Raw genomic sequence first — 20649 nt, forward strand, 5'->3', positions numbered from 1 at the left:
ACCATGAGCGAAGTCGCGCCTGACAACTGGCAAGACGCCGTGACCCGCCGCCTGCGCACCCTCGTGCGCCTCGGACCGCTGCACCGCATCGAGGCGGTGAAGGTCCACCGCGACGACGACCTCGAGGGCATCGACCTTCGCGCGCTGTGCCTGCGGGCCCTCGACCTGACGATCGAGCGGATGGGTCTCGGCACGGGCATGACGCACGACGAGCTGTGCGACGAGCTCGAGCCGATCGTCGGCCGCATGCGCCCCGACCTGAGCCCGGCCGAGCGCCGCGGCGTCGCCGAGGCGGCCGTGCTCGACCTGCTCAACGAGCGCGACCGCCGACGCGAGTTCCGCGAGCGCTACGCCGCCTTCGACGGCGAGCGCGTGGTCCACCGCGAGATCTGCCTGCGGTTGCTCCGCGAGTCCGAGCTCGGTGACGGCACGATCGTCCTCAAGGCGACGACCGAGGCGATCAACATCTACGCGGGCATGCTCGAGTACCCCGTCGAGGACGCCCAGATCGCCGAGGAGGCGGTGCTGCGCTCGCAGATCCATCGGGGCCTGATCGCCGACGCGGTCAAGACGGCCCAGCGCTACCGCATGCGCAGCATCGAGTACGAGCAGAAGATCCAGGCCTACCTCGAGACCGCCCGCCGCGACGTCACGCAGGTCGACTGGATCCACGAGGTCCTGGCCTTCCTCGCCGGCGCGCGGGCCCACCTCGAGGACCGCCAGCGCCACGATCACGACCTCCTGCGCAGCATCGAGGATCGACTCGACGCGGCCGGCGACAGCGACGCCGGCGCGCTCGCCCGCCTCCGCGACACCGTGGAGGAGTGCTACCGCCGCCACATGCAGCTCCACGGCCGCATCATCCCCGCCAACCAGGACTACCTGCGCGAGCAGGACCGTCAGGTGTTTCGCCCGCGCCTCGCTGCCTCCTACCCCGACCTTGAGGCCGACGTCCTCCGCACTGCGCTCGAGCTGCCGGCCGGCGCCTTGGCCGCCCTCGCCGACGGCCTCCTGGCCCGGTTCCAGCCGCCCAGGCCGCCGCCGCAGCTCCGGCTCTGCACCTTGATCGACAAGCTGCTCGCCCCGCGGCGCGCCAGCGACGACACCGAAGTGGCGCCCGAGCTGGCGGACCTCGAGACCGTCGACGCCACGCGCACCTACTTCACGGCCGACGACCACGCCGTCGTGGAGGACCTGCTGACCTCCCTCCCGCCTCAGGAACTGCTGCTGTCCACGTGGTTCGCCGAGCTGCGCGCCGACGGGGTCGAGGCGCGGTTGCTCCGCCTGCTCGGGCTCCGCCTGCTCGCCCTGTTCGGCAACCCCGACGACCCGCTCGCTCGCCGCTACAGCATCCGGAGCAGCGGCCGGCAATTCATCGATCCCGACTTCTCCGGTGATGACCTCGTCCTCCTGCGAAAGGTGCCGACCCCGTGACCCCCTTCCACTTCGAAACCATCGAATCCGCGGCGCGCCTGGTCGCCTTCGGACTGACCCCGGGCCTCAAGCCGGCGCGCGAGCCCGCCTACGCCCAGCTCATCGAGCGCTACCGGACCGACCCGACCATGCGTCACTGCACCGACGCGGTCGCGCGCGGGCTGCACCTCGCGGTCCTCGGGTTCACGCCCCAGGGCGTCGTGCTGGGCGCCAACGAGGACGGCCCGTTCGTCCACAAGCTCGCCGACTACCGTCGGACCACCCTGAGCGTGGAGGACCGGATGTGCCACGGCCTCGTGCAGCTGGCGATCGCCGCGTGGTGCTTCCCGGCAGCCCAGGATCTCGCGGCCTCGGACGACAGCGCAGGCCTCCGCTTCTCGACCAACAAGGTCGTCGCCTACGTCGTCCGGCTGAGCGAGGAGCTGCAACGCCGCAGCCAGCACGACCCCGAGCTCGGCTCGCCCGAGCTGCGCGAGGCGTGGCGCGCGGTCCTCCAGCGCCCCGAGACCCGCGCCACCCCCGACGGCCGCCGCGCCGCGAGCACGCTGCACGGCATGGTCGAGTACGCCCTCGAGGTCCTCGAGAAGGGGAGCCTCGTCCGCCGCCTGTCCGACGACGACGGCGGCACCTGGCAGGCCCTCGCCGCCTACCGGATACACGTGCGCGAGCTCGCCGCGCACGACGCCTTCACCCTCGTCCAGAGCGTCCGCCCCGCCCGCGACGCCGCCGCCCAGGAGTAACGATCATGCCTCGCCTCATGCGCCTCCACTTCGCGTCGATCGGCCACCGCGACGCCCGTCTCTCCCCGCTGACCCTCGACTTCCGCGACGAGCACCACGGCACCGGCGTCGACACCGTGCTCTGGCTGCGCAACGGGGGCGGCAAGTCGTCGATCCTCAACCTGTTCTTCTCGCTGATCCGGCCCGGCGTCCGCGAGTTCCTCGGCAGCGCCGCCGAGGGCAAGAGCCGCCGCCTCGCCGACTACGTCAAGGACGGCGACCTCGCCTTCGTCGTCAGCGAGTGGGACCTCGCCCCGCGGCTCGACCTGTTCGCCTCGCCGCCGGCCCGCGTCCAGGTGCTCGGTCAGGTGCTCAGCTGGAAGGGGCTGCAGCGCTCCCCCGACGAGTCCAAGCTGCGCAAGCTGCTGTTCAGCTTCCGGGCCGGGCCCGAGCTCGGCTTCGACGACCTCCCGGTCCGCGGCCTCGGCGAGCCGGTGGCCTCGTTCGAGGCGTTCCGCGAGTGGCTCGCCGGCCACAAGAGCCGCAACCCCGCGCGCGAGGTGTTCTACACCGACGCCCCGTCGCCCTGGCGCACGCACCTCGGGCAGCTCGGCCTCGACCCCGACCTGATGAAGGTCCAGATCGAGATGAACACCCGCGAGGGCGCGGCCGACGAGAGCTTCCGCTTCCAGGACCCCCGGGCGTTCGTCGATTTCTTCCTGCAGCTTGCGATGGACACCGAGAAGGCCGGCGAGCTGTCGGCCAACCTCGAGACCTTCCGCAGCAAGCTGAAGCAGCGGCCGGTGCTCCTGCTCGAGCGCCAGCTGTTCGACGCCGCCCTGCCGCCGCTGCGCGAGCTCGCGGCCGCCGTCGACGCCCGCGAGGCCGCGCGCCGCCACCTCGAGGCGACGACCGACGCGGCGGCCGGAACGGCCACGGCCCTCCGCCAGCGCGCGGAGAGCTTCGAGCGCCGCGCCGCCGAGCGCCGCCGGGACCACGAGCGCGCCCAGGAGCAGGCCCGCATCGCTGGCAACGAGGCCGACCTCAAGCGGCGCTGGGCCGTAGGCGTCGAGCGCCGCGCCGTCCGCCTGCGCGCCGGCGAGGCCGAGGAGGCGCTCCAGCGGGCGCGCGCGGCCTGGGCCGGGCGCCGGCGGGACGTCGACACCGTCGAGGCCGCCCACACCCTCGAGCAGCTCGAGGCGCTGTCCGCCCAGGTCGTCGCCAAGCAGGCCGTGCTCGACCGCAGCACCCGCGAGCTCGTCCCCCTGAAGGTGTCGCTCGAGCGCGCCGGCTCGCGGCTGCGGGGCGCGCTCCGGGCCAGCGACGCGCTGCACGCCGAGCGCGAGCACGACGCCGCGGAGCACCACCGCGGCTGCAAGGCGGCCGAGCAGGCGCTCCGCGACGAGAAGAGCCAGGCGGACACCCGGATCGGCGGCCTCACGGCGGAGACCCGCACCTGCCGCCAGCGCCTCAAGGAGCGCGAGCACGCGCGCGAGACGCTCGCCCGCGACAGGACGCTCGACAGCTATGAGAAGGCCGAGGACGCGCTCGCCCGCTGGCAGGAGCTCGCCGCCCGCGCGACCGCCCGCGCCGATGAGGCCGGCCGGCGCCACGAGCAGCGGACGCGCGAGCGCCAGGAGCTCGCCGCCACGCTGCGCCCGCTCGGCGAGGAGCGCGGTCGGATCGAGACCCAGGCCAAAGGCGCCCGCGAGAAGCTCGACCAGGCGCTGGCCTGGCGCGACAGGCTGCGGCGCACGCCGATCCTGGGCGAGATCCAGGGCGTCGACGAGGCCGACCTCGAGCACCCGCGCCTCGAGGCGCTGCTGCGCGAGCAGGCCGAGGCCGCCCGCCGCCGGATCCTCGAGCTCGGCGTCGACGCGGCCGAGGACGAGCGCTCGCTCGACGCCCTGCGCACCGACGGCTTCCTGCCCCCGACCCGCGACGTCGCGGAGGTCGTGCGGACGCTACGAGCGCGCAAGATCGCCGCGCACGCCGGCCTGCGCTACCTGGCCGAGAACCACGTTAGCGCCGAGGCCAGCGATGCCATCGCCCGGGATCCGGCCCGGCACGCCGGCGTCGTCGTCCTCCGCGCCGAGGACCTCGCCGTCGCCCGCGACCTCCCGGCGCTCGACATGCGCTTGCGGACGCCGATCCAGGTCACCTGGGTCGGCGCGGACAGCCCGAGCGGCCCCGCCCCCTGTGTCCTGCCCCCCGACCCCGCCGCCTACGACCGGGCCGCCGCCGATGTCCGCCGCCACGAGCTCACCGAGGCGAAGGAGGCCCGCGGCCGCGTGGTCGCCGATCTGCGCCGCCGCGAGCAGACCAGCAACGCCGCCGCCGACGAGCTGGCCCGCTGGCTCGCCGCCTGGGGCGGCGGCAAGCTCGACGCCCACGAGTCCCTGCTCGCCTCGCTGGTCCGGCACGCGCAGCAGCTCGCCGAGCAGATCGCCGACGTCGAGGCGCGCCTCGACCAGCTCGCGGCCGACATCGCGGCAGCCGCCGGCGAGCGGCAGACCGCCGAGGTCGAGGTCACGAAGGCGAAGCAACACGCCGCGCGCGTCGGCACCTTCATCGAACAGTACGAGCGTCACTTCCAGGCCTGGACCGACGAGCTCGAGCGCCTGCAGCGCGAGTCCGACGCCCTCGGTCGGCGGCTCGACGACCTCGCCATGTTGATCGGCCAGGCCGGCGAGCGGTGCCACGAGGCCCAGCGTCGGGTCGACGAGCTCGGCCACCAGCGCCGGTCGATCCGCCGCCAGCTCGACGCCGTCCTCTACCACGGCGCCGACGAGGACGACGACATCCCGGCGCTCGCCGAGGCCGAGGCCGAGTACGAGCAGCTGCGCGCCAGCTACGAGCAGAAGACCAGCGAGAACCGTCTGCAGTGGGAGCTCGAACAGCTGCAGCGGGACCTGGTCCGCGTCCGCACCGCCTACGCGAAGCAGCTCGAACGCGGCCTCGACGAGCCGGAGGTCCGCGCCGCCCTCGCCCGCGCCGACTTGCCGGGCCAGCTCGCCCGCGCGCAGGCTGCCCTCGAGGACGCCGTCCGCGACCAGGCACGGGCCGAACACGCGCAAGCGGCCGCCCAGCAGGCAGTCACGAACCTCTCTCGCAAGCGCGACGCCGACGACGTCCCGAAGGACGGCCGTCCGCTGCCGACCACCAGCCGGGACGCCGACGCGATGGTCGAGCAGCTCCGCGACGAGGCCCAGGTCGCCGCCACCGAACACGAACGCCGGCACAGCGAGGCGCAGCAGCACCACGACGCCGCGAAACAGCTCGAGGCCAGGAAGGCCGCGCACGAGAGCGCCCTCGAGCTGCTGTTGACCGTCGTCGCCGACGAGCTCGACGAGCGCCCGCCGCGGGACCTGCCCGACGACGATACCGCCGTGCGGTCGTCCGTCACGGACCTGTGCTCGCGCCTCCAGAACGCCCGCGTCGCCGACGAGCGGAGCGCCCTGCGCGTGCGCAACTGCAGCGACGCCGTCCGCAACATCGCCGCCGACGAGCGCTTCGCCAGCCTCAAGAACCAGGCCCGCGACCGCCTGCGGGCCGACGCCACCGAGCTCGCCGCCGACGCGACCAAGTTCGTCGACGAATTCGAGAAAGCGCGTGAGGTCCTCGACGCCGCGATCGCCGAGCTCGATGATCACCGCCGGATCCTCATCACCAACCTGATCGGTCTCGGCGAAGACGCCGCCCAGGTCCTGCGCCAGGCCGCCCGCGCCAGCGTGCTGCCCGAGACGCTCGGGGCATGGGGGGGCCGCAGCTACCTGCGCGTCGACTTCCACGTCCCCGACGGCGACGCCGACAAGCAGGCCCGGATCGCCCCGCTGATCGACCGACTCATGGACGCGGCGAACGTGCCGAAGGCGCTCGACCTCGTGCAGCAGGCGATCTTCGAGCTCGCCGGCGGCCGCCACGACGCCTTCAAGGTCACGGTGCTCAAGCCCGACGCGATCCTCCGCCCCGACCCGGTCCCCGTCGAGCTGCTCAGCACCTTCAGCCGCGGCCAGCAGCTCACCGCGGCGATCCTCCTCTACTGCACGATCGTCCAGATCCGGGCCCGCCGCCGCGGTCGTGGCCGGTCGGTCGTCGACGCCGGCACCCTCATCCTCGACAACCCGATCGGCACCTGCTCCAACCGCGCCCTGCTCGAGATGCAGCGGACGATCGCGCAGAAGATGGGCGTCCAGCTCGTCTACACCACCGGCGTCGAGGACCCGGACGCGATCGCCGTGCTCCCGAACACGATCCGCCTGCGCAACGCCCACCGCGACCGTCGGACCGGCGACCTCCACGTCACCGAGGACGACCACGACCCCGTCGAGGGCGTGCGGCTGCACGCGAGGACCGCGTGAGCGCCACCGAGGCCCTCCTGTTCGCCCTGCGCGAGCGCGCCGGCAAGCGCCGGCGCCTCGCGCTTGACGACGTCTGGCACGTCTTCCGCGGCGCGTTGGCGATTGAGTACAGCGATCGCGGACGCGAGGCCCTGGCCGGCTACCTCACGGCCCTCCGCGACCAGGGCCACCTGCAGCTCCCGCAACAGCGCAGCCTGTGGGACCTTACGCCCGCGCCCCCGCTCCCGCGGTGGGTTCAACTCGCAGGTCCTACCTCGGAAGGCGCCCCGATTGACCACCGCAGCATCGCCTGGCCGCCCGAACTGGCGCGCCTGATCGACGAGCCGCGGATCGCCGCCGACGTGCTCGCGGACCTCCTCGAGATCAAGCGCTTCCTCGCCGAAGGCGGTCGTCGGCGCGAGCCGGTGCCGCTGCGCGAGCGCTCGGTCGAGCTCCTCGGCGACGAGAAGCGCCTCGACGTGCTGCTGCGCTCGCGCCTGGCCGCCCGCGTCGGCCTCGGCCCGGAGCTCCTGCGCGTGCGCGCGGTCCCGGTCCCGATCGTATGGGAGCCCGGGCCCGCCGCCAGCGATGCCACGACGATCCTCGTAATCGAGAACCTGCACACCTATGATTCGTTCCGCCGCTGGAACGCCCGTGAAGGCGGCTACCTTGCCGTGGTCTATGGTTCCGGAAAAGCATTCGCCGGCATGCTCGACGACCTCGGCCGCATCGTCGTCGAGCTCGGCGCCTTTGAGATCCACTACTTTGGCGATCTCGATGCCGAGGGTCTGCAGATCCCTGCGGCCGCAGCCCGGGCGCTGGGCGCTCTCCCCCTCCTGCCCGCGGAGCGATGGTACGACCTGCTCCTCGATCGAGGTGCAGGCCGCTCGCTGCCCGACGTCGAACCGAACGCTCCTGAGTCAGGGCTGCAGTGGCTCCCCGAGCGCCTCCGAGCCCGGGTGAGACCCCTGCTCGTCGCCGGTCGGCGCCTCCCGCAGGAGCTCGTCGGATGGGAGCAACTACGGGAATCCCCCCGTCAAAAATGAGGTCTGGGGCGGCTGCGCGGACGACGGACGTCCTGACCGTGCATCTGTAGCCGAAAAGTTCTCGTCCACACGCAGGACTCCTGCGCTTTGGCTTCGCTGGACAGGCAGCGCTGGGCGGTCGCTGACGCTCATCGATCACCCAATCGACTGCCTGCAGGGTGCAGGACGTCACTCGCAGACGGCCGACGGCCAGGCGCGTGAGCTTCACGCAGTAGGCTCGTCCCTCGTTACCCCCAGGAGCGCCGCCAGTCCCGGCAGGTCGAGCTCAGCGCCGCCGGGCCATAGGCGCAGCCGCCGTGTCGGGTTGCCCGCCCGGGCGCCCGGCGCCTTGCCGACCTTCGCTTGAGCGGTACTCAGGCGACGCCGAAGCTCGGCAGGGTCGGAGATTATTACCGGATACCCCCCGAGTTCGAGGCGTCGTACCTCGATGGGGAGGTGCGCCGTCTCGCGCGTATCGACCGCCGCATCCGCGAGAGTCAACCCTGCCTGACCGAGTCGTTCGAGGATGAACTCGAGGCCCTCAGCATACTCGGTATTGCGTGCGTCGGCTGAACCGCGGGTTCCCCCGCGCGCCTCAAACACGATGGTGGGCCGGCCGTCGACCTCTTCCAGGCGAAAGGTCGCGTCGATCGTCGAGCCGTCGGCGCGAACCGGACGAAGTGACCCGAACGAGCGTAGACGAGGCTCGGCGAGCTTCCAGGCGGCGAGCGCCCAGCCGGTATCGATCCACCTGGTCGAGCCCTTGGGGGTGCCGTCGAGGTAGCGCGCGCGGTTGACCCGCGCGTCGTCGAGTACGCCGCCATGGGCTCGCACGTCGTCGCTCGCGACGGCGACCCATGCGAGATCGGTCAGCGAGATCGAGCGCTCGGCAAAGCCTTCGTCACCGCCATCGATACGCAGCCCGCCGCGCTGCGACGGACCGAGCACGCGGGCACGCCGCCCCCCCTGGACAAGCATCGCGTTCGGCATGGCGAGGATCACGTCGACAACTCGCTGCGCGCGGGCAAGGCTGCCATCTGGAAGGACCCTGGACACGGTGCGCCCGTCACCCCAGCGCTGCCACGTCCGGTAGTCGACGTCAGGGATTTTCCACGCGTCGTCTTGCCAGCGCCCGACGCCCAGGTATTGGAATCCGCCCTCAGTTTGTGCGAGGACGAAGGCCGTCTCGGCTGGCCGGCGCGTGACGGGCACTTGCACCCGGTCGGGGGCGACGAGCTGGCCGGGACGGTCGATGAACACAAACAAATGACCGCCCCATCGGCCGGTGGCAGGCCGGTCGATGCCGAAGGTGGCTTCGAGATCTGTGACCGTCGTACCGACGGGTGGCGCGATATCTTCGGGCCGCACCGACCCCTCGAGCCGGGCAATCGCAAGCATGTCCTCCGTCGCTTCGTACGACGGACCCTCGGGGTTGTCGGAGATCAGGCGCCAGCGGCCCTCGCGCTGGACGATGCGCTTGAGCTGCCACGAGCTGCCCTCGGGCAGCTGGATGAGCGCGACGCGGTTGGTGAGCGCGCTCGCCGGCAAGCCGCGGCAGTAGCGGAGGATGGCCCAGTCACCATCGCGAAGCGGATGCGACCCGCCGTCCATCGATGTTCCGGAGACACGCACCGCGAACCGATCCGGCGCATCCCCCTCGACCGGCAGTAGCACGAGCTCGGAGTCGGGCGGCTCGGCTTCCCCGAGCGCGGGACCAGCCGCAGCGCGCAGGTCCGGATAGGCGACGACGGCGCGTCGGGTGAACGGGATCAGGTTGCTCTGCACCGGCTCGCACCACAGCCCGTCGGGGCTGGCGACGAAGCGGACGTCGAAGGCTGTGCCGGGTTGACCCGCGGCGGGTCCGAACCACCTTCGCAGCAGATCTGGTAACTGGTTGCGATCCGACCCGACGGGCCGCGCGACCTTGCAGAATCCCGTGACGAAGCGAAATAGCCAGACGGAGCCATCGGGCAGACGAACAGGGAGTTCTTGCCCGGACACGCGTTCGGTCGCCCGCTGGGGCAGCTTGATGATCGGGTCGCGTTTATTCCAGATTACCCGGCAAACAAAGCTGTCATCGCTGATCGGCACGCGGTAGCGCGCGATACGGTAGTCGACGAGCTCGCGCACGAGCCCGGGAAGCGCGGGATCGGGTGGGAGCGCGAGACGGAAGCGGTCGTTCTCGTCGACCACGAACCACGTCCGTTTCTTCTTCTTGGCGTTCGTCCACGCGGCGATGGGATTGTCACGCCAATAGGCGACCCAGCGGCGGACGGCGGACTCGTCAGGATTTTCGGGCAGGCGATCGTGCTCGAGCACATCGTCCAGAAGTTCAGGCGAGCGCCGCAGACGACTCCACGCGCCGAGGGCGAGGTCTCGGATCGGCAGACCGGAAAACAGCGCGCCGGCGTCGAGGAGCACGTCGAGCGTCGCCATCTTGAAGCTCTTCGTCATCTCGGTGGTCTCGAGGTCGTCCAGGAAGCCGTTGTCGAGCACGCGCAGCTGTTCGGGCGTGAGGTCGCCTTCCGCGGCGACGAAGGCGAACCAGCTGCCGTGCCGAGCGCGCAGGGTGGCGGGCGCATATCCGAGACGCTGCAACTCGCCGGCGGTCGGGCGATGGTCGCGAGTGTCGCGCAGCTCCCGGTAGGCTTGTTCGACGCGCTCAGCCCCGCCGACGCGGTACAGGCTCTCGAGGATCCGCTTGGCCTCGAGCTCGAGCTCGACAGTGCAGCCGTGCGGGAGCTCGGTGCGGCCGGTGGCGACCAGTGTGGCGAGCGCTGCGGCGCGGTCTCCGAGCGAGAGCAGGGTGCGCAGACGCTCGAGGAAGATCTTGTGATTGCCGACGAAGTCGAGGACCGTCACGGCCTGCTTGCCGGGGGCGGCCCGAAGCCCGCGCCCGAGCTGCTGCAGGAAGACGACGCTCGATTCGGTCGGACGTAGCATGACGACGCGGTCGAGCGCGGGGAGGTCGACGCCCTCATTGAAGATGTCGATCGCGCAGATCGCGTCGAGCTCGCCGCGCTGCAATCGCGTCAACGCGAGGTCGCGGTCATCCGAGCCCGGGGCCGCATAAACCTTGGCAACCCGCACGCCCCGCGCCGCCAGCCAGGCCGCGGCGTAGTCCGCGTGCGCCACGCTACAGCAGAACACGAGCGTGCGCGTGCCTGGGTGGGCCTGCCAGGACACCCACAGCGTTTGCATACGACGCTCGGTCTGCGCCGCAGCGGCGAGCTGTTCCGCATCGAAGTGCTGGTTGCCCCAGGGGATATTCTTGTAGTCGATATCGTCGCGGACGCCGAAGTAACGAAACGGCACCAGGCGGCCGATCTGAACCCCGCGTGCGAGGTCGGCGCGGTAGGCGACGTGGTCGTCGAACAACCCGAGGATATCGGCCGCATCGGCACGATCGGGAGTGGCGGTGAGGCCGAGCAGAAACGTCGGATCGAGACGTGCGAGGACCTTGCGATACGACTCCGCAACCGCGTGGTGGACTTCGTCAATGACGACGTAGTCGAACCGCTCGGCGGCGAGCTGGTCGATCCACGGCGCGCGCGAGGCTTTGGAAACCGAGGCGAACACGAGATCAGCGCCGATATCCGCGTGATCTTCGAGGCACCAGCCGACGGGGGAGTTGGCGTTGCGACTGCGCAGCTGCGCCCGGTACGTGGCGGCCGCCTGCCGCAGGAGCTCGCGGCGATGGGCGAGAAAGAGGAGGCGCGGTACACGGCCGAGCTCGTCCCACAGCTGGACGAAGTCGAATGCCGCTAACCAGGTCTTGCCGAGGCCGGTAGCAAGCACCACCAGGGCGCGGCGTCGGCCCTGTTCGCGGGTCGCGCGCAGGCACGCGAGCGCCTCCTTCTGCACGTCGTGGGGCGTGGCAAGCGCTAGGGGTGGATCGACCTCGACCTCGCCCGGCGGCACCGAGGCAGGACGGGCGCGAACCCTGGCGGCATAGGCCGCGATCCAGGCCGCGTCGAGCGGCTTGGCTCTCGACCAGAGCGCCGCGAACGCTTCGCGGATGCGGCCCCAGGCACGGGCGTCGACGTCGCGTTCGACCCGGAGGTTCCATTCGATGCCGGTGTCGAGCGCCGAGCGCGAGAGGTTCGAGCTGCCGACGAACGCGACGCCGAAGGCAGGGCCTTCAAGATGCCAGGCCTTGGGATGAAACGAGCGCGTACGGCCGGGCAGCGTCGCAACTTCGACGACCTTGGCCGCGAGCGTCCCCCGCTCTCCCCGGGTGGCCTGCCAGTCAAGGAGGAGCTCGAGCGCCTCGACCTGCGTGATCTCGAGATAATCGCCGGTGATGATCCGGATGACGGCGCCCTCACGCAGAGCGGTCTCGAGGGGATGCTGAATCCGCTCGAGGCCGCTTGCCTGCACGAACGCCGACACGATGTCGATTTTTTCGGCGCGCGCCAGGAGCGGCAGGACGTGCGCGGCGAACGGGTCGTCCTCGCCGCCCGAAGCGAGCGGCGGCGTGTCGCGGAGGTAGTTTCCGCGGCTGGGGATGACGTGGCGGACCCCCCCGCGCGGATCGTCCATGTCGCCGACGTAGCGCGGGATGACATGCACGTGGAGATGCATGACGGTCTGGCCCGCAGCCGACCCCGCGTTGAAGCCGACGTTGTACCCGTCGGGCATGTCGCTGGCGTCGAGCATGTGCTTGATCGCGTCGACCGCTCGCCAGATGGCCTCCCGCTCGGCGGCGCTGGCGTCAAACCAGGTGGCGATGTGGCGCCGGGGGATGACGAGCGTGTGGCCGCGCGAGACCGCATGGAGATCCCGCACCGCGATCACGAGCTCGTCCGACCACACGATCTGGCTGTCGGGGATGGCGCAGAATGGGCAGGGCGGCACGGGGCGACCTCAGTGGGAGTGTACGCGAGCCAGAGCGGCGTCGGCGAGCGACCGGCCCAGGCTCCTCTTCCAGTGCGCGTCGTCGCGCTCCGCCGGCGGCGCTTCGATACAACGGGCCCGAGGTGAGCGCCTACGGGGCCCAAGAGCCCGTCGAAGCGTTTGACGAGGTCGTCGAGAGCATCGCTACCAGGGTTCGAGCCGCTCCGACATCGAACGTCACCTCGCCGAGGCTCCTCCTCCGTGGGCCGTCGCTCGCACGCGTGCAGTATGCGAGCAGCTCCTCGCGGAAGGTGAGCTCCTTCAGAGCGCGGATGGTCTGGCGCTCGCGCAGAACAACGGCATGAATCGCGACCTGCTCGCAAGGATGGAGCGGCAGGCCAAGGCCGCCGGCGAGGCCACGCCGTCTGCGAAGGTGCCGATGAAGCGCTAGCAAGCCGTGGTGGAAGTTCTCGCTGATGAGGCGCCTCGTCGCCTTCCTCTTCTTCACGTCGAGCGCTTTGACGGGGCCACCGCCCGAGTGCCACCGGCGAGCGTGATGTCGTCCCTCGCTCGGACTTGCCCGTCTCCGTCCTCACTCCGCTTGTCTCGGCGGCCCGGCAACCGGCGGCCCGAAAGCTTGGTCCGGCCGGGGTCGAAGCCGGCGCGGAGGCCCTGTTGCGCGATCGCGCGATCTCCCGGTGGCGCTGCTTGTGGCGCCGGAGATGCGAGGCGCGGTAGGTTCACGCTGCTGGTCTCGGATTCGATCTGGGTTGAGGTGACAGAGTCCGGCGATACCGTACGGCTCGACTTCAGGCCGAGGACGATCCGCGAGCGGGTGGAGCTCCGGCGCAGGAAGTGGGGCCTATGACGACGCAGGAGCGCTGGCGGGTCCATGTGGCCGCGTGGAAGTCGAGCGGCCTGTCGTGCAAGGCCTACGCGGCGAAGGCCGGCATCAACCAGCGGACGCTGACGTGGTGGAAGTCGAAGCTGGCGAGCGCCGGCGCGACGGGGCCAGCGCCGGCGAGCTTCATCGAGGTGACCGAGCAACTCGCGGCGCGCCGGCGTGATCGAGCTCGTCGTCGGCCGCGTGCAAGTCCGGATGCGTGGCCGTGTGGAGGCCGAGGTGCTCGCGCGCGTGCTCGACGTGCTGGAGACGCGGCGATGATCCCGACGTCGTGCGGATCTTCGTCTGCACGCAGCCGCTCGACATGCGGCGCAGCTTCGACGGCCTCGCTGCGGCGGCGAAGCAGGTCCTCGGCGAGGACCCGCGGAGCGGCGCGCTGTTCGTGTTCACGAACCGGCGCTCGAACCGGCTCAAGGTGCTGTGGTGGGACAAGAACGGCTACTTCATGCTGTGCAAGCGGCTACACCAGGCGCTGTTCCGGCTGCCAACGGCGAATGACCCTTCGGACAGGTCAATGATCGTCGACGGGCGCGGCCTCCACGAGCTGCGGCGCGGCGTCGCCTCGACCCCGCGATCGTGGCAGGCGCGAGATCGCTCTTGACTCCTGCGCTGCGGGGAGTATCAGGGAGAGGCCATGAACGAGGCCGCCTACCGCCAGCTCGAAGCGCGAGCGAGCAAGCTCGAGGCGGGGGTCGACAGCCTCAGCGCAGAGCGCGAGCAGTGGACGGCGGAGCGTGAGCAGCTGACGACGGAGCGCGAGCGGCTCGCCGCGGAGCGTGAGCAGTACCGCAAGCTCTACCTGCAGACGCTCGAGCGGTGCGCGACGCTCGAGCGGGGGATCGTCGCCGGCAGGCAAACCGAGCGACACGCCGCGGACTCGCAGCTCGCGCTGCAGGTCCTGGGCATGCTGCTCAGCCCCGACTCGCAGACGCCCCACGCCCGACCTGTCCGAAAAGATCGATCCCGACGTGCCCGAGCGGGAGCGTGCGCCGCGGCGGCCCACGGGTCGGCGGAAGCTGCCAGAGCACCTGCCGCGGGTCGACATCGAGGTGCTGCCGCCTGAAGTGCAGCAGGAGGGCCTCGCTGCGTTCAAGCGGATCGGCGAGGTGTCGTCGAGGAAGTGAGGATGACGGGCCGATCAATTGCGGCGAGACGCTGATTTCAAATGGATGGAGAGAGGCAACGGGGTGTACGGCGTGATGCCTGTGCGTGGCCCGGGAATTTCCCTACAGCAGAGGATGGGCGGCGATGGTTGGTTCCGAGCGGCCACGAGAAGCCCGCGAACGCCATCAGGGAAGGCGAGGCCGCACAGCAGCGAGTCCAGTTGGCCCTGGAGGATCCCGGCCAACAGCGTCAGCGCGGAACCTGGAGCCGTGGTTCGCGCTCGACCGCGCTCCGGAGGCCGAGCTGCGGGTGATCCACACGCTGTTCTTCCGGCCCGGGGAGGCGAGCGACCGGTTCGAGCGCGAGCAGACCGGCCCGGCTGCTGGCGCAGCACCGCCCACCGATGGCGTGGGACAGGTGTTCGTGCAGGTGATCGAGGGAGGAGACGCTCGCGCGTCGTGACAAGCGGCGGACGAGGATGCTGAACCAGATCTCGATCTGGTTCAGCCAGGAGCAGTGCTTCGGCGTGTAGACGAACCGGATTCGATGCGACGGGTCCGACAAGAACGCCGCGCGCGTCTCCATCGTGCGCAGGACACCGCTCTCGCCCTTGGCGCCGAGGGGCACGTCGAGGCCGCAGCGGGAGGCGACGAATCGTACCAGCGCCTCCGAGTTGTGGGTGTTGAGATTATCGAGAACGAAGATCCAGCGTGCGTCGGGATCGCCGTCGATCGTGCGCGCGATGTGGTCGACGAAGTCTTGCTCGGTACGGCGCGCACCGATCGTCGGGCTCACGATGTGCCCGGTGGCGATCTCCAGATTCGCCGTCAGGCAGAGCGTGCCGTGCCGGACGTCCTCGTACTCGATGCGCTCGATCCTTCCGGGCCGCACCGGGAGCGCAGGCCGAGCGTGCTCGAGCGCCTGGATGCCGGTCCTCTCGTCACAGCTGATGAGATGGACGCCCTGCTCGTGGAGAGTCGTCGCCTGCTCGTAGAGCTCGCAGATGGTCCGGACCACCCGGCGAAGCGCTCCGGGTCCGCGGGCGTGTTTCGCAGCCAGTACTTGACCCTGTGCGGCCGGATGTCGGCCTCCCTCTAAAAATCGGCCGACCTGGCGCGCGGAGATCGAGTCGACGATCCCTCGTTTCACCAGCTCTTGTGCGAGCGCTCCCGGCGTCCAGTGGCTGAAGGGGACGCCGCTCTTCTCCGGGGGCTCGCACGCCAACGCGAAGATCTGTGCCACCTGATGGGCCTCGAATCGGGGCGGCGCGCCCGTCCGCGGTCCGTCCGCAAGTACCTTGAGGATCAAGCGCTCGAGCTCGAGGTCGCTGACGCCGCTCTCCTCCGCAGCGGCAGTTCAGCTTGGCGGCTCCGCCACCGGTGTCGCCATCGGCCGATCGCCTCGGGTCCCATGTCGAGCTCCACCGCCTGCTCGTTGTTCGGAACGCCTTGCCCGGACAACTTCACGATTTGCACCCTCGGGACCAGTTGCTGTGGGTCTTGTGGCTCCGCTCGAGCTTGTCGAGGATGCGCCGCTGTCGTTCGGAGACGAGGATCCTGGGGGCCGTCCGTGCCATGGTGGTCTTCCGCCTGTCCAAGTACCCCGGGTGCGAATCCGCTCCAAACTTCTGGCGTTTTCAGCCGGGCAGCACTAGGGGCGCCAGTCTCGGCGCCGGCCCTGCCGTTCGGCGGCGCACGACGGACCGCTACCTGGCGCCGCCCACCCCGTGAGGAGCGGGCACGGTGCTCGTGGCCGCGCCCGGCTCATCGGTAGTCAGCGCGCCGGCTTGTCGGTAAAGTCGCCGGCATGAAGATGACCTCGCTGCGAACACGCGGGCTCGCTCGGTCCATGAGATTCGGGTTCTTGCTGCCCGCGATCGTGGCGGCCGCCTGTGGAGGGTCGGGCGGAGCGATGGGCGAGTCGGATGGGATGACGCGCGGTCCGGACACCGGCGGCAGCGAGACCGGCGACGAGGTCGAAGGCCCCTGCCTGTTCTCGTTCACGGGCGAATGGGACGTCTCGGTGGTCGCCGAGAAAGGACTCTGGGGGAGCTTTGCCATCGGCTCGACGTACGCCTTTGCCATGAGCGGCGACGGTGGCGGCTTCGTGTACAGGGGCGAGCGCGAGCTGATGTACGCGGTACGAGACGGCGACACTTTCCGCGCCGAAAAGGTCGAGGGCCTCGGCAGCTATCCGTTAAAGGGGGCGGCGCTGGTGTATCACGAGGGCGCGCCGGTGATCGGCTTCGCCGTCGTGTCGACCTGGGGAACGACCTCGCTCATGCTGCGCAGCGGCGACGAGTGGCTGGAGGAGGAGGTGGCGCCCGAGCCGTACGATTTTGCGCTCGCGCTGGCTCCCGACGGGTCGCCGGAGCTGTTGACGCTGCAAGCCGGCAATCTCTACCACTCGGCGCGCCTGCCCGGCGGAGGGTACAGCGAGGAGCTCATAGCGAGCGCGAAGGTCGAGGGCGGGACCGTGAGCGTCAGCAACGCCGCGATGGCGATCGACGCGAGCGGCAAGCGTCACGTAGTCTACCGCAGAGCGAACGACGAAATGTACTACGCCGAGAGCTCGCCGGAGGGCTGGGTCGTCGAGAAGATCGCCTCGGACATGTCCGACGTGACCCCGGCGATCGCGCTCGACGGAGCCGGGACGATCTTCATCATCTACGCCACGACCGACGAGGTGGCCGCGCTGGCGACCCGCAGCCTGGGCGGCACGTTCGCCGCGTCGACGCTCGGCGCCGTGCCGACCGAGAAGCTGGTCCTGCTGACGAGCGAGACGGGCGAGGTGTTCGCGGCGTGGTACGAGGAGGAGCCGGCGCTGTGGCACATCCGCAGGCCCGACGGCAGCGAGAGCACCTACATCGGGCCGGGGCACGGCCTCGCGCTCTCCGACGGGCTGCTGCACGCGATGTATTTCAAGCAGAACGACTTTCCCCAGTACGACGTCTGCTACGCCACGCGGCCGCTCTGACGGGTCGGCAGGACATGCCTTCAGCACATGAGATTCAGGCCTGGAAGGAAGTGTTTTGGCTCAGCTGGAATGGGACACGCCCCGACCTGGTAGAAGGAGCCGGGGCAAGGACCGCCCATAAGCAAGAAGACACGCCGTCACCACACCCCTGACCAGAATATCAATCTGCTGCGCCGACACCACCTCGCGAAGGTCCCGGTGTCGGAGGTCTGCGAGGGCGCCGAGCTGCAGCCGAGCGTCTTCTACGGCTGGCTGCGCCACCTGTTCGAGCACGGCGCGGCGGCCTTCGGGGAATCTCGCAAGCGCGTCGAGACCAGCCGGGAGCAGGAGCTGCTCGCGGAGAACGAGCGGCTCAGGGCCCGTCTGGCCCGCAAGGACGAGGTGATCGCCGAAGTGACCGAGGAGCTCGTCCGGACAAAAACAACTGTTGGGGAGCCCTGACGGACCGCTGGGTTCCCCACGACGAGCGCGACCAAATCGTCGACTTCGTGCACAGGCTGTCCGAAAAGACAGAGGTGCCGCTCGTGAAGTTCGTGGAGTGGCTGGGCATCGCCCGCGCCAAGTTCTACGAGTGGCGCCGCCGATACGGCAAGCTCAACGAGCACAACGGCAAGACCCCGCGCGAGAGCTCCCAGCGCACGAGTCAAGCGTTTTCGCGCATGGCTCGTCGGGTCGACGGCACACCTCGCAGCAGTTCGGCGAGCGCACGCGCGTCGATGACGACCGACCTGTCCGAAGGGGCACCTGGACTGGGCAGCCGAAACAGGGCCTGATGCAGCCGCTTGCACAGCAAGCAGAAGCCGCTCCGATCCCACCACAGGATCCGCAGGTGACGTGCGCGCCGGTTGGTGAAGACAAACAGCGCCCCGCTCCGAGGGTCCTCGCCGACGACCTGCCTCGCCGCGAGGGCAAGCCCGTCGAAGGAGCGCCGCATGTCCTGCGGCTCGGTGCACACGAAGATCCGCGTCGTCGTCGGGATTCGGCCTCGACGCGGCCATGCACGCGGATTCGGACGCCACCGCCGACGTCGAGCTCGATCGCACCGACCGGCGGAGCGGTCGCCGCGAGCTGCTCGGTCACCTCGACGAAGCCTGTCGCCACCGCCGGCTGGGCGCCGCCGGCGCTCCGCAGCTTCGACTTCCACCACGTCAGCGTCCGCTGGTTGACGCCGCCTTCGCCGCGTAGTCCTTGCACGACAGTCCGCTCGATCCCCACGCCGCGACGTGGCGCCCCCACCGCTCCTGTGCCGTCATAGGCCCCACATTCTACGCCACAGCGCCACCCGCTCGCGGATCGTCCGCGGCCGAAAGTCCAGCCGCCCGTGACCCCGGACTCGGTGACCTCGAAACAGAAAGAGTCCGAGAGCGACAGGGTGAACCTGCCGCGCCTCGGCGAATCCGGCCTCAAGACAAGCGCCCCACGCTCGTCCACGTTCTCTTCTTCGTTCGACATCGAACCTCCGAGGCGCTTGGTTAGCTCGTCGACGGCTACAACCATCACCACCGCCACTCCGGCATCGCCTTCCTGGCCCCCGCCGATGTGCATTACGGCCGCACCGACGCCATCCTGACCGTCAGGGCCGCCGCCCTCCACGCCGCCTGCGAAGCCCATCCGAGCGCTTCGTCCGCGGACGACCCACGCCGCGCCGGCCTCCCGCCGCGGTCTACATCAACCCTCCGCGCCGCCCCGACCGCCTTCACGAACACGAAGTGCATGTCCTTACGCACAGGTGCATCACGACCGATCCACTGCCGGACTGTTACCCTGGCGATTCTCCCACTCACTTAACATGACCAGCACCGTGTCTCAAAGTCATTGACAGGCTCCGCCCACGCTGTCCAGGCCTGATCGCCGGGCCGGTCGTCGCGATCCGTGCTAATTCCCCTGCTCATGAGCCCCGATCCCTTCGAGGAGGCCTGCGCCGCGACGACATCGCCGGAGCGTCTCGAAGTGCTTGCGACGAGCGAGCGGCGCGACGTACGATCCGCCGTCGCGCGCCATCCATCGACGCCGCCAAAGACGCTGGCGGACCTCGCGCTCGATTGCGCCGACGCGATCGTGGAAAATTCCGCGTTCACAGGCGCGAACGGTGGTGCTCTCGTCGCGGTGCTCCCCACGAGAGTGCTCAGTAGGCTTCCGGAGTACGTCGACCTTCCTGCGAGTTGGGTCGGCCATCTCGCCCAGGATGCTCGCGAGGAGGTGCGCGAGGTTGCCGCGCAGTTCGCATCGCCAGAGCTGCTCGAAACGCTTGCTCGCGATCCGAGCGGGGGCGTGCGCGCAGCGGTCGCCGCGAACGCTGCAACGAGCGGAGCGTTTCGCGCATTACTCGCGGCCGATCCTTCACCGGATGTGCGCGCAATGGTCGCCGGTTCCCGCCACTCACCGCCGGAGCTCGTGGACGCGCTCTCCCGCGACGGCGACGCGTCGGTGCGCGCGCGAGTCGCCGGTGGGCAGCCGCTCACGAGCGCGCAGACGGTGCGCTTCTTGGCGGACCCGAGTGAGCAGGTCCGGCGCAATCTCGCATGCAACCCGCAAGCAGACATCACGCTCTTGGCGCCGCTCGCGCGAGACCCGAGTGTGGAGGTGCGCCGCGGGATCGCCCGGCGCGCCGATTTGCCGGAGGTGCTGCTACGCGAGTTGGCGGACGATCCCGTTCTTTCGGTCCGCCTCGACGCCGCCAGGTTTCACACGTTGCCACCGGATCTGATGCAGCGTTTCATTCAGGATCCCGAGGAAGGCTTTCGCATGAGCTTGGCCGAGCATCCGGATGCGCCGCCCGCTTTTTTGAGTGAAATGGCTCGAAGTCGAGAGTTGCCACTTCGCTGGCCCGTCGCCAGGAACCCTGCGTTGCCGCTTGAGCTCATCGAGCTCCTCGCGCGCGACCCGAAGATCGAGGTCCGTGCAATGATCGCCAGGAACCCCGCGACCCCGGCCGAGCTCGTCGCGCAACTCGCCGATGACCCCGAATCATTCGTGCGAGGAGCCGCCGCGAGGAACCCAAAGCTACCTGCGCCCGTCTTCGAGCGTCTGCTCAGAGACGACGCCGACGACGTTCGCGCCTCGACTGTCGCGAATCCTGCGATCACGCGTGAGCAGTTGATGACATTGCGGGACGATCGGTCACGCGGTGTTCGTCTCCTCGCGGCCATGGAGCTCAGGCGATCCAGCACGAGTCACGAGCTCCTTCCGGTCGCGCCGTAACGCCCGCCATTTCGTGTGCGTCAGGCGACCGATGTCTTCGCCTCGAGGGCGCTGATGCGCGCAAACCATGCCGCGATGTTAGCGCCGGCCAGGATCCGCGTGAATTCGCC

General features: G+C 70.1%; 14 protein-coding genes and 1 pseudogene. 11 read left to right on the forward strand and 4 right to left on the reverse strand.

Translation table 11 applies throughout. The features are described 5' to 3' along the window. Positions 1-3 precede the first annotated feature (3 nt). The 4 genes from NAEX_RS29830 to NAEX_RS50885 are packed head-to-tail and all read left to right on the forward strand — an operon-like array spanning position 4 to position 7539. Positions 4-1434, forward strand: a complete 1431-nt coding sequence (locus NAEX_RS29830) for a hypothetical protein (RefSeq protein WP_143141453.1) — start codon at positions 4-6, stop codon at positions 1432-1434. Continuing rightward, on the forward strand, positions 1431-2174 hold the full coding sequence (locus NAEX_RS29835) for a hypothetical protein (RefSeq protein WP_096330879.1): 744 nt from the start codon (positions 1431-1433) through the stop codon (positions 2172-2174). Before NAEX_RS29830 ends, NAEX_RS29835 begins: the two co-directional genes overlap by 4 nt. A gap of 5 nt (positions 2175-2179) precedes the next feature. Beyond that, positions 2180-6514: a coiled-coil domain-containing protein gene (locus NAEX_RS50880; RefSeq protein ID WP_170136106.1), complete on the forward strand. Its 4335-nt coding sequence runs from the start codon at positions 2180-2182 to the stop codon at positions 6512-6514. After that, positions 6511-7539 (forward strand): Wadjet anti-phage system protein JetD domain-containing protein, encoded by a 1029-nt coding sequence (locus NAEX_RS50885; protein ID WP_170136107.1) that lies wholly within the window; start codon positions 6511-6513, stop codon positions 7537-7539. Before NAEX_RS50880 ends, NAEX_RS50885 begins: the two co-directional genes overlap by 4 nt. Positions 7540-7743: 204 nt before the next feature. On the opposite strand, the gene NAEX_RS29845 is transcribed toward NAEX_RS50885, so the two are convergent. After that, entirely contained in the window at positions 7744-12375 is a 4632-nt protein-coding gene (locus NAEX_RS29845; protein ID WP_245913828.1) for a DEAD/DEAH box helicase family protein, read from the reverse strand. A 130-nt stretch (positions 12376-12505) separates the two neighbouring features. Then, positions 12506-12862, reverse strand: a complete 357-nt coding sequence (locus NAEX_RS29850; RefSeq protein WP_096330880.1) for a hypothetical protein — start codon at positions 12860-12862, stop codon at positions 12506-12508. A 356-nt stretch (positions 12863-13218) separates the two neighbouring features. Between NAEX_RS29850 and tnpA the strand changes: the two are divergent. The 3 genes and pseudogenes from tnpA to NAEX_RS29860 form a co-directional block, all read left to right on the forward strand. Further along, positions 13219-13347: pseudogene (tnpA, locus tag NAEX_RS54670) on the forward strand (IS66 family insertion sequence element accessory protein TnpA); the annotation flags it as partial. Positions 13348-13529: 182 nt separating this feature from the next. Beyond that, positions 13530-13859, forward strand: coding sequence for an IS66 family insertion sequence element accessory protein TnpB (gene tnpB / locus NAEX_RS29855; protein ID WP_211302497.1), 330 nt, complete (start codon positions 13530-13532; stop codon positions 13857-13859). Between the two features lie 33 nt (positions 13860-13892). Then, positions 13893-14321 (forward strand): hypothetical protein, encoded by a 429-nt coding sequence (locus tag NAEX_RS29860; RefSeq protein ID WP_096330881.1) that lies wholly within the window; start codon positions 13893-13895, stop codon positions 14319-14321. A 290-nt stretch (positions 14322-14611) separates the two neighbouring features. Here NAEX_RS29860 and NAEX_RS52330 read toward each other — a convergent pair whose 3' ends face one another. Further along, on the reverse strand, positions 14612-15670 hold the full coding sequence (locus tag NAEX_RS52330) for a transposase (protein WP_211302498.1): 1059 nt from the start codon (positions 15668-15670) through the stop codon (positions 14612-14614). 540 nt (positions 15671-16210) lie between these two features. On the opposite strand from NAEX_RS52330, the gene NAEX_RS29875 reads away from it, so the two are divergent. Beyond that, the gene (locus NAEX_RS29875; RefSeq protein ID WP_143141454.1) at positions 16211-17338 is read left to right on the forward strand and encodes a hypothetical protein; all 1128 of its coding nucleotides are present in this window, start codon (positions 16211-16213) and stop codon (positions 17336-17338) included. Between the two features lie 117 nt (positions 17339-17455). After that, positions 17456-17779, forward strand: coding sequence for a transposase (locus NAEX_RS29880; RefSeq protein WP_096330883.1), 324 nt, complete (start codon positions 17456-17458; stop codon positions 17777-17779). 202 nt (positions 17780-17981) lie between these two features. Here NAEX_RS29880 and tnpB (NAEX_RS54675) read toward each other — a convergent pair whose 3' ends face one another. Next, positions 17982-18272 (reverse strand): IS66 family insertion sequence element accessory protein TnpB, encoded by a 291-nt coding sequence (tnpB, locus tag NAEX_RS54675; RefSeq protein ID WP_143141455.1) that lies wholly within the window; start codon positions 18270-18272, stop codon positions 17982-17984. Between the two features lie 62 nt (positions 18273-18334). Between tnpB (NAEX_RS54675) and NAEX_RS29890 the strand changes: the two genes are divergently transcribed. Both NAEX_RS29890 and NAEX_RS29895 read left to right on the forward strand, forming a co-directional pair. Continuing rightward, complete coding sequence (locus NAEX_RS29890; RefSeq protein WP_096330885.1) at positions 18335-18523, forward strand: hypothetical protein; 189 nt, start codon at positions 18335-18337, stop codon at positions 18521-18523. Positions 18524-19228: 705 nt separating this feature from the next. Continuing rightward, the gene (locus NAEX_RS29895; protein WP_143141456.1) at positions 19229-20539 is read left to right on the forward strand and encodes a hypothetical protein; all 1311 of its coding nucleotides are present in this window, start codon (positions 19229-19231) and stop codon (positions 20537-20539) included. Positions 20540-20649: the final 110 nt, after the last annotated feature.

Source organism: Nannocystis exedens, assembly GCF_002343915.1.
GTDB classification, from domain to species: Bacteria; Myxococcota_A; Polyangia; order Nannocystales; family Nannocystaceae; genus Nannocystis; species Nannocystis exedens.